This is a genomic window from Burkholderia sp. BCC1985 (assembly GCF_905339915.1).
In the GTDB taxonomy this organism is placed as follows: Bacteria; Pseudomonadota; Gammaproteobacteria; order Burkholderiales; family Burkholderiaceae; genus Burkholderia.
In genome coordinates this window covers 1-390 of sequence record NZ_CAJPGY010000138.1, presented here as the reverse complement: position 1 = coordinate 390, position 390 = coordinate 1, and the positions used below count along the sequence as shown (strand labels likewise).

1 pseudogene is annotated in these 390 nt (G+C 66.4%); it reads right to left on the bottom strand.

Features of this window, described 5'->3' with window-relative positions:
• Positions 1 to 390, bottom strand: a pseudogene (locus U4Z31_RS37005) (electron transfer flavoprotein subunit alpha/FixB family protein); the annotation flags it as partial.

Below are 390 nucleotides of genomic sequence, written 5' to 3'. Positions count from 1 at the left end.
CTCGACTGCACCGTCGCGATCGCGTTGCCCGCGTAGATCGGGCGCTCGAACGTGTCGGCCGAATCGACCGCCGTGATGTCGGAGATCTGCGCGACGTCCAGCTTCGCGGCGATACGCGGCGCGATGTTCTTGCCGTAAGCCGTTGCCGGCGCGAGGATGTGCGAGTAGTCCTTCGCGATGTTCAGCGCGGTCGCTTCGACGTTTTCCGCGAGGCCCGCTTCGAGTTGCGGCGCATCGGCCAGCAACACCTTCGACACACCTGCGATCTTCGCCGCTGCATCGGCCGCCGCTTGCGCGTTATGGCCCGCGACCAGCACGTGGATGTCGCCACCGATCTTCGCTGCCGCCGCCACCGTGTTCAGCGTCGCGGCCTTGATCGACGCGTTGTCA